Source organism: Roseateles sp., from assembly GCF_044373315.1.
In the GTDB taxonomy this organism is placed as follows: domain Bacteria; phylum Pseudomonadota; class Gammaproteobacteria; order Burkholderiales; family Burkholderiaceae_C; genus JACDQM01.
The window spans coordinates 1-8,957 of record NZ_JBILQK010000120.1; the positions used below are offsets into that span (position 1 = coordinate 1).

At 63.1% G+C, this 8,957-nt stretch carries 6 protein-coding genes and 1 pseudogene; 6 read left to right on the plus strand and 1 reads right to left on the minus strand.

Annotated elements, in window-relative coordinates; all coding sequences use genetic code 11:
* The 5 genes from ACIQ67_RS18000 to ACIQ67_RS18020 form a co-directional block, all read left to right on the plus strand.
* Positions 1 to 791: DUF1329 domain-containing protein (locus tag ACIQ67_RS18000; protein ID WP_397535753.1), on the plus strand; the 791-nt coding region annotated here is incomplete at its 5' end.
* An 11-nt stretch (positions 792 to 802) separates the two neighbouring features.
* The gene (locus ACIQ67_RS18005) at positions 803 to 2,560 is read left to right on the plus strand and encodes a DUF1302 domain-containing protein (RefSeq protein WP_397535754.1); all 1,758 of its coding nucleotides are present in this window, start codon (positions 803 to 805) and stop codon (positions 2,558 to 2,560) included.
* Positions 2,561 to 2,574: 14 nt separating this feature from the next.
* Entirely contained in the window at positions 2,575 to 4,935 is a 2,361-nt protein-coding gene (locus tag ACIQ67_RS18010) for an RND family transporter (protein ID WP_397535755.1), read from the plus strand.
* A gap of 140 nt (positions 4,936 to 5,075) precedes the next feature.
* Positions 5,076 to 5,906, plus strand: a complete 831-nt coding sequence (locus ACIQ67_RS18015) for a WD40/YVTN/BNR-like repeat-containing protein (RefSeq protein ID WP_397535756.1) — start codon at positions 5,076 to 5,078, stop codon at positions 5,904 to 5,906.
* Positions 5,907 to 5,928: 22 nt separating this feature from the next.
* Positions 5,929 to 6,876 (plus strand): helix-turn-helix domain-containing protein, encoded by a 948-nt coding sequence (locus ACIQ67_RS18020; protein ID WP_397535757.1) that lies wholly within the window; start codon positions 5,929 to 5,931, stop codon positions 6,874 to 6,876.
* Between the two features lie 333 nt (positions 6,877 to 7,209).
* Here ACIQ67_RS18020 and ACIQ67_RS18025 read toward each other — a convergent pair.
* Positions 7,210 to 7,902, minus strand: a pseudogene (locus ACIQ67_RS18025) (S1/P1 nuclease); the annotation flags it as partial.
* A 204-nt stretch (positions 7,903 to 8,106) separates the two neighbouring features.
* Between ACIQ67_RS18025 and ACIQ67_RS18030 the strand changes: the two are divergent.
* Positions 8,107 to 8,475, plus strand: a complete 369-nt coding sequence (locus ACIQ67_RS18030) for a single-stranded DNA-binding protein (protein ID WP_397535758.1) — start codon at positions 8,107 to 8,109, stop codon at positions 8,473 to 8,475.
* The last annotated feature ends 482 nt before the right edge of the window (positions 8,476 to 8,957 follow it).

An 8,957-nucleotide genomic window follows, 5' to 3' on the forward strand; every position in this document is an offset into this window, starting at 1 on the left:
ACGGCAAGTTCGTGCCGCTGGTGCAAGACCAGTGGACGGCCACGCCGCTGGGCAACCTGGCGGGCAAGTCCGCCACCGAAGGCGATGGCATCGAATGGATGCTGCTCAATGAGGTGGTTACGCCTGCTGCACGCACGGGCGAGATCATCCTGGTTCATTACTCACAGGCCAAGGACAACGACGCGTGGTTGTACTTCCCGGGTCAGCGCCGCGTGCGACGCGCCCCGACCTTTGCGTACGACAACCCGGTGCCCGGTTACGAAAACCTGCTTGCCGTGGACCAGTACCCGATGTTCGCCGGCCGGCTGGACCGCTACGACTGGAAACTGGTTGGCAAGCAGGAACTGATCATTCCGTACAACACCTTCAAGTTCAACAACCAGGACCTGAAACTGGCTGATGTCTTCGGTGCCGACTACCCCAAGCGCGATCTGATCCGCTACGAGGTGCACCGCGTCTGGAAGATCGAAGCCACGGTGAAGCCCGGGCAGCGGCATCAGTTCCCCAAGCGCGTCATCTACCTCGACGAGGACAGCTGGATGATGGTGGCGGTGGACAACTACGACGCACAGGGCAAGGTGTGGCGCGTGCAGGAAAGCTATCCCTACGTCGCGTGGGAACTGCCCGCCTGCGTCTATCAAGGCTACACCGTCTATGACTTGAACGTGGGCCGCTACATGGCCGACAACATGCCGCAGCAAGGCAAGGTCGACTGGCTGGCCGGAAGGGAAGGGCGCATCGACATGAAGCGATTCAATCCCGACGAACTTCGCCGCGCCGGCTCACGCTGAAGGAGACCGCCATGAAGACCATCTTCACCCGCCACCTGGTCGCCGCTTCGACCTTCCTCGCCCTGATGCCCGCTCACGCGGTGCGCGCAACCACTGAGAGCGGGGTCGAGATTGACTTCAACTCGACGCTCTCGTTTGGCGCCCAGGTGCGGCTGGGGAAGCCATCGCGTGAGACCGTTGGCAACGACAACCGCGGCAGCGTGCCCACGAGTGCCAGACTCGGTGCCCTGCTGAACGGACCGGGCGGCGAGGCTGCCGCCAATCCAGACTTCAACTTTCTCAATGGCGACGACGGCAACCTGAACTATCGCCGTGGCGACGTCGTCTCGGCGCCACTGAAGGGCAACCATGAGTTCGGCCTCAAGACACCGGATGGCTGGCGTGCGCTGGTGCGCGCCAGCTGGTTGAAAGACTTCAAAGCTGGTGACACGCGTCGCACTCCGTTGTCGGGAGAGGCTAAAGACATCGCCGTCACGAACTGGACCTGGCTGGATGCCTGGGTGTCGAAGGACCTCAAGCTGGGCGATAGCAACGCGACCGTACGGGTGGGCAACCAGGTGCTGAGCTGGGGCGAAGACATCTTCATCGTCGGCGGCATCAACCAGATCAATGCGTTCGACCTGCGCAAGCTGCGCACACCCGGCGCCCAGGTCAAGGAGATCCTGCGACCCGCGCCCATGATCAGCTTGAACGCCGGCGTGGCCGATGGCCTCAGCGTCGAAGCCTACTACCAGTGGAAGTGGAACGCCTTCCGCTTCGATCCGGTGGGTACGTTCTTCAGTGGCGCCGACGTCGTCGGAGCGGGGCAGCGCCCGGCCTACATTCCCAGCAGTGTCCTCGGCGAACAGCCGGGGACTTTCGGTGACACGGGGTCGGCCATCGCCGATGGCGTCAACGTGTCGCCTTTCGAGCGTGACAAGCTGCCGCCCAAGGGCAAGCAGTACGGACTCGCAGCTCGCTTCAAGCCCAAGGGGATGGATACCGAGTTTGCGTTCTACTACCAGCGCTACCATGACAAGCTGCCGTTCACCACGCTCTTCACGGACCCTGCGTACCTGGCCTCAAACGTCGCCGCCATTGGCTACTACAACGAGTACGGCAAAGACAAGGACCTCGTCGGCGCTTCATTCAACACCAAGGTTGGCCCGGTGGCCCTTGGCGGAGAGATCAGCTTCCGCCCCAGGGATTCGGTGGCGATCGACGGCAGCGTGCCCCTGGCCGGCCGATACAGCATCTTCGATTCCGCCAATGCGGATGCCAACGGACGAGCGACCGTCCGCGGATACGTCGAAGAGAAGAAAGTCCAGGCGCATCTGACCGCGCTGTATTTCACCGAGGTCAACAGCTGGACCGGCGCGCTGGTCAAGGCGCTGGGGGCGGCCGAAGGCACTTTGCTGGCCGAGGTGGCGATCACGCGCTACCCAAGCCTCAAGGTCGGGACCGTGCCGTACCTGATCTTTCCGTCCTACGAGAGCCCGACCAAGACCAGCTGGGGCTATGCGATGGAGCTCGACCTCAGCTATCCACGGGTCTGGGGAAGCGACTGGAACCTGACGCAGGTGACTGTCTTCACCCATGACGTGGGCGGCATTTCGCCCAACACGCTGCCGTTCGTGAAGGGGCGCAAGTCGCTGTTCGTAGGCTTGAACTTCGACAAGGACGCCACGTGGAAGGCGCAGTTCGGCTACACCGCCTTCTTCGGGGGCGGGCTGTCGAACATCATTCGCGACCGAGACAATGTGTCGGCGAGCCTGTCGTATAGCTTCTGAAGGGTCTCTCAGCCATGCTCGCACGCATCGTGCTCGCTTGCGAGCGATTGATCTTTGGAAACCGGTCGACCGTTCTCGCGGTTCTTGCGCTGGTAACTGCGGTGGCCGCAGTCTTCGCGGCCCGCTTGCACATGACGGCCGGCTTCGGAAAGCAGCTGCCGCTGGGACACGAGTACACGGAAACGTTCGTCAAGTACAAGGACGTTCTCTTCGGCGCCAACCGTTTGGTCGTGGTAGTTCATGCCCGCCAGGGCGACGTCTGGAATCCGCAGGCGCTGAAGAAGCTCAACGAGGTGACCCAGGCGCTGATGTACCTGCCTGGCGTCGACCGGCGGACGGTCAGCTCGCTGTGGACGCCCAATACGCGGGTGATGCAGGTCACCGAAGAGGGCTACGAAGCGCGTGATGTCATCGGCGGCGACGTCACGCCGGACAAGCTGGATGCGGAGAGCGTCGCGCGCATTCGCGACAACGTGATCCAGGGGGGGTATGTCGGATCGCTGGTGGCGAACGACTTCTCCGGCGCGATGGTGACTGCCGACCTCCTGGACTCCGATCCGCGCACCCGGGAGCCTACCGACTACATCGCGCTCGGTCCAAAGCTAGAGGCCGAGCTGCGTGCCAAGTTCGAGGACGCGGATTACGAGATCCGCATCATCGGGTTTGCCAAGCAGATCAGCGACATTGCCGAGGGCGCCCAGGGCGTTGTCGTCTTCTTCGGTCTTGCGTTCGTGCTGACCGCACTGGCGGTTTGGTGGTACTGCCGAAGCTGGGCATTCACGGCGGCTGCGCTGGGGTGTTCGCTGGTGTCGCTGATCTGGCAGTTTGCGACGCTCCAGCTGCTGGGCTACGGCCTTGATCCCCTCGCCGTGCTTGTCCCGTTCCTGGTCTTCGCCATCGGCGTGAGCCACGGCGTGCAGCAGATCAACACCATCGTGCGAGAGATGGGGGCTGGCACAGCTGCGTTCGACGCGGCGCGCCACAGCTTCGGTGCATTGCTCGTGCCGGGCACGATGGCCCTGATCACCGCCTTCGTCGGCTTCGCGACCTTGCTGCTCATTCCCATCCCGATGATCCGCGAACTGGCGATCACTGCATCCTTGGGGGTGGCCTACAAGATCATCACGAACCTGGTGATGCTGCCCGTGGTGGCGAGCTATGTTCGGTTGCCTGACAACTACGGGCAGCGCATGCAGGTCATCCGCGAGCGTCGATCGATGGCCGTGTTGGCGATGGCGCGCCTGGCCGAGCCAGGGCCGGCGCGCGCCGTGGTGGTTGCCGCCGCGGTCCTTTTCGGGCTTGCGGTCTGGGGCAGTCGCGATCGTCACATCGGATACGTCACACCGGGTGCCCCGGAGTTAAGAGACAGCGCCCGCTACAACCAGGACGCGTTGGCGATTGCCGAGAAATTTTCCGTCGGGCTGGACGTGCTGACCGTTGTGAACGAGACCGCGCCCGAGAGTTGCTACGACTGGCGCAAGATGGTTTTCATTGACGATCTGGCGTGGGAGTTGTCAAACGTTGAGGGCGTGATCGGAACGGCCAGCCTGCCGGCGCTTGTCAAGCTGGGTGCAGCCGGTTTCAACGAGGGCAACCCGCGATGGGGTGACATGCCTCGCGACGCGCGGTCGATGGCCAGTTTCATCGGTCTGGTGGGCGAGGGATCGGGCCTGTACGATCCCCGTTGCACCGTGCTGCCGATCAATGTGTTCCTGACCGACCACAAGGCGGAGACCATCAAGCGCGTGGTCTCGGCGGTCAAGCGATTCCGCGACGAGAACCAGTTGGACGGCGTGACCGTGCGATTGGCGAGCGGTAGCGCAGGAGTACAGGCCGCCACAAACGAAGTGCTCGAGGAGACAGAGCTTCCGATGATGCTGTATGTCTACGCCACTATCGTGATCCTCGTCTTCCTGACGTATCGAGACTGGCGTGCGGTGGTCGCGTGCTGCTTGCCGCTGACACTGGCGACGTTCATCGGCTACTGGTTCATGAAGGCGCTCGACATCGGCCTGACCGTGGCCACCCTGCCGGTGATGGTGCTGGCCGTCGGCATCGGCGTTGACTACGCCTTCTACATCTACAACCGGCTGCAGATCTATCTTGCCGACGGGATGGACATCGTGTCCGGCTTCCGGCGCGCACTGAGCGAGACTGGCATTGCCACCGTCTTCACCGCACTCACGCTCAGCGTCGGCGTTGCCACTTGGTTGTTTAGCCCTCTGAAATTTCAGGCCGACATGGGCTTGCTGTTGGCGTTCATGTTCATGCTGAACATGCTGATGGCGATCACGGTTTTGCCCGCGCTCGCCGTGACCCTGGATGCCGTGATCCCGCGCCGCGGTCCGGTCAGGCGGCCTCTGATGGTGCACTAAGGCGAGACAACGACATGCACGCAATAAACCGACGTTCGGCGCTGGCCGCGATCCTGGCAACAGCTGGAATGACTGCATCGGCACGTGCGGCGTTCAGCGTTGACGGCGCCGCCCGGGTGCGGGCCGGGGCAGCAAGAGCGATGCTGCTGGACCTTGCTCAAGTGGGCGAGCGGCTCGTTGCCGTCGGCGAGCGCGGCCACGTCCTGCTGTCTGACGACTTGGGGCGGAGTTGGCGGCAGGCCAGAGCAGTGCCCACGCGCGCGACGCTGGCCTGCATTCACGCCACCGACGGTCGACGCGTCTGGGCAGCCGGGCATGGCGGGGTGATCCTGACGTCGGATGATGCGGGCGAGACCTGGTCACTCGCGGCAGGCGCTGCCGACGGCCCCGATGTTCTGCTGGCGATTCGGGTTGAGGCCGACGGTCGGGGACTTGCCGTGGGCAGCTATGGCCTTGCGTGGTCGACGGCAGATGCTGGCAAGTCATGGGCCCGCAAGACACTCATCGAGGGTGAGGCAGGCGAGAGGCACATGAACCGCATCTTCGCGACCAAGACCGGAAGATGGCTGATTGCTGCGGAGGGTGGGCAGGTCCTGAACAGTGTCGACGGGCGCAGCTGGGTCTCCGTGTCGACGCCGTACAAGGGGTCGCTGTGGACTGGCTTGCAGCTGCCTGGTGGAGCGCTGCTGGCCGGCGGAATGCGCGGCAACGTCGTACGCTCCGTAGATGACGGGCTGACCTGGCAGCATCATCCCGTGCCGCAGGCGGGCTCGTTCACCGCCGCCACCGTGCTGTCCGACGGCCGTCCCTTGCTCGTTGGCGTCGACGGCACCGTGGTGCTGGGCGACCGCGAGGGGACCCGCTTCGATCTGCGTCGACAGGATGACCGCGCGACGCTGACGGGTGTTGTATCTGCAGGCGGCAGTGTGGTTGTCAGTACGACGGCAGGGCCACGTACGTTGAGCGTTTGAACACAGGCGGAGGCGCGCGGCCATGGCTACGTTCGAGTATCACGAAGCAGACGACGTCGATCAGCAGGCCGAATTCCTAGCGGGCTACGATCAGGTCTATGAGCAGCTCGGACGGGGGCGGTTCCATGGAAGGTTCTGGCAGCTGATGACGTCCTCGGCGGTGATCTTTCGCGAGAGCACCAACCGTCATCTCAGACAGCAGGTACACCCCCCAGCAGACCATCTTGCGCTGGCTGTTCCCGTGGCTGTGGACGGCGCCGCGCAGTTTGCCGGAAAGTCCTTGAGTCCAGACTCGCTGATGGTACTGACAGGCAGGGAGGGACATGAACTGACGTCCTCCGGAGCGTTTGATCTGGTCGGCATCAGCATCCACCGCGATCTGCTCGCGAACCTGGCTCCAGACAAGCAGGACTGGTTGGGTCGAGCCGTGCGAGCCCGCCACCTCCGGGTTGCGCCCGACGCGGCGGCGGCCGTCAGAATGACTTTGTTGGCGGTGCTGCAGGCCGCAACGCACGAGGAGCAACCTGTCGGGCATCAAGGTGGCGACAGCAGGATGCTGTTGGCAACGCTGGGGCAGGCTGTGCTGCTGGCCATGACCGGAGAAGACCAGACCAGCAGCATCCCAAGGCGCGCCGAGAGTCGACTTCGTGTCGTTCAGCGGGCGACCGACTATCTTCGTGCCCACCTCCACGAAGACATCGGAACAGCAGACATCTGCAGGGCCGCCTGCGCAAGTCGGCGAAGCCTTCAGTACTGCTTCGAGGAGTTCCTTCAGACAACGCCGCAGGCCTATCTGCGGGCTCTTCGTCTCAACGCGGCCCGGCGGCAACTGAAGTCGGGTCGCGATACCTCGATCATCTTCATCGCTACGGAACTCGGCTTTAACAGCGCTAGCCACTTCACTAGGCAGTATCGATCGATGTTCGATGAACTACCGTCACAGACCTTGCGGTCGATGCACGTAGGCTGAGCGAGGCGAGGCGATTTTCGAAGATGCGTCGCATCTGGAGGTGGTCGCTAGATGAACCGCTTCAGCTCGATGCCGATCAGGCTGGCGAACGCTGAAGGCCTGGGCGGCTTGCGGGTCAGTGGCTCCGGGGATTCAGTGGGCCATCTCAGCGCTTAAGCACATCCGTGTTGTCAACGAATTCCGCCACGAGCTACCTTTGCAGGCAATTGCTCACCTGTCGAGCGGCGGCTTTGTGGCGCGTCCACGATTGCTGGCCGAGCACTCCAAGCCCCGCCCAGCCAAGTCGCGGCAGGGAGCTGTGAGTCAGTTCAGTGCTCATATCGGGCTTGCAAGCTAGCGCAGCACCCCGTTCAGCGTGCCCGCCAGTCGCTTGGCGGCAGCAGTCAGGCGAGCCTTGAGAGTCGCATCATGCGCCGCCTGGTAGACCTCTCCAACGATCCGTGAGTCGGGATAGAAGTCCTGCTGCGCGACCACCTTGCATGACTCCTGCGCCCAGGCCCGGGGTGTCGGCTCGATCGCCTTGGCCTGCGTTCGCAGCGTCGGTGACAGCGCCTCACGCACGCTGGCCGATCCGCCGGGCCGGTTCACGATCAGGCCGGTATCCCAGAGCGAGTGCAGATTGCTGCCCTTGCCAAAGGCCTGGACCTGAAACAGGTTGCCTCCTTTGTCTTCGCCGAAGCCGGCGTGTAAGGGCTGATGTATGTCGGCCACGAGGTGCACCACGAACTTCAGCGCGGTGAGCCGCTCTGCGTCCGGAGCCGAAGACTTCAGGATATTCACCTGTGCCGCGATGGCGTCGACCACGCAGTTGCCATCGGCACAGTAGCGCTCGGGCTTGTAGGTGCAGTCCGCGTCGTCGAAGTTGACGTAATGCCAGGCGGCGGACTTACGGTCCCGGATCTCATCCGCCCAAGTCGCAATGGACGATAGCGTGGCGCCAGGTTCCAGATCCAGCAGCCGCTGCACTTGAGCTTTTGCCTCCGGGCTGAGCTGCGGCTCGGCCAGGCTGGCGATCATTCGATGGGTCTCATAGCCCCAGCCGGGAGCGAGGGAGTCCGAGCGAGAGGGTCAGTTGTCAGGGAATCCAGATCTGGGCCCGGCTGGTCGATCTCGGACTTAGAAAGAACATGACAAACTTTCAAGTCATCCAGCATCACGCGCACCTCGCTGGCCCGGTCAAGCTCGAATTCGTCAACGGTCGCGAAGGCAAGATCGCCAAGGGCCAAGGGCGTGCTGACCGCAATCGGCAACGTCCGACGCGGCAGCGGAGATGAGCGCGAAGAGCGGGCCGCTGCGATTCAATGGACGCTGTGGGGTAAGCAGGCCGAGAACGTGGTCGAGTACCTGGGCAAGGGTTCGCATGGCAACATCACCGGCCGCTTGCGCAACAACAACTACGAAAAGAACGGCGACATCGTCTACGGTCTGGCTTTTACGGCCGAGGAGATTGACTACCTCGACAGTCGTGCTGGGAGCGAGGCGCGCCGCCACGGTGGACTGGGCGCAGAGGGCGGGCTGGACTCAACGGATCGATCTGCCAATGGCGCGGCCGCCCGCAAGCTGCGCAACGGCCGTCAACCCGCCCACGCGGGCGACTGAATGCAGAACGGGCGGGCGCAATGCTCTTGAGCCGCGCTCGCCCTTCGATCCGTATCCAACGATCAAAGGAATCAGAGTCTGTTCGTGCTTCTCTGGAGTGTCGCCTAGTGTTCTAAAGACGATGTTTCGGCGACATGATGGCCGCCATGTGTTGTCGCAGTGAACATGTGGCCCGCGTCATGTTGACGAATTAAAAAAATGTCGACATGTCAGGTTGGCGTGTCGCTCACAGCGACATAAGCTGCTAATGTGTCGCCAAAGTGAAATTTGTTCATCATGACGGATCTCGAAACCCCCTGGCGCCCTGGGCTGCCGCACAACCAGCTACCAGCGCTGCCCCCTGCGCGCGAGCTGGCCCCGATGGCCAGTGCAAACTCCCCCACCTGTGGCCACCCCAAACTGGACCAGGCAAGGACGACCGGATTATGAAGGCTCGGTGTTGAGGGCCAGGCGGTTGGCGGCCTCCTTCAGTCGGTAGCTCT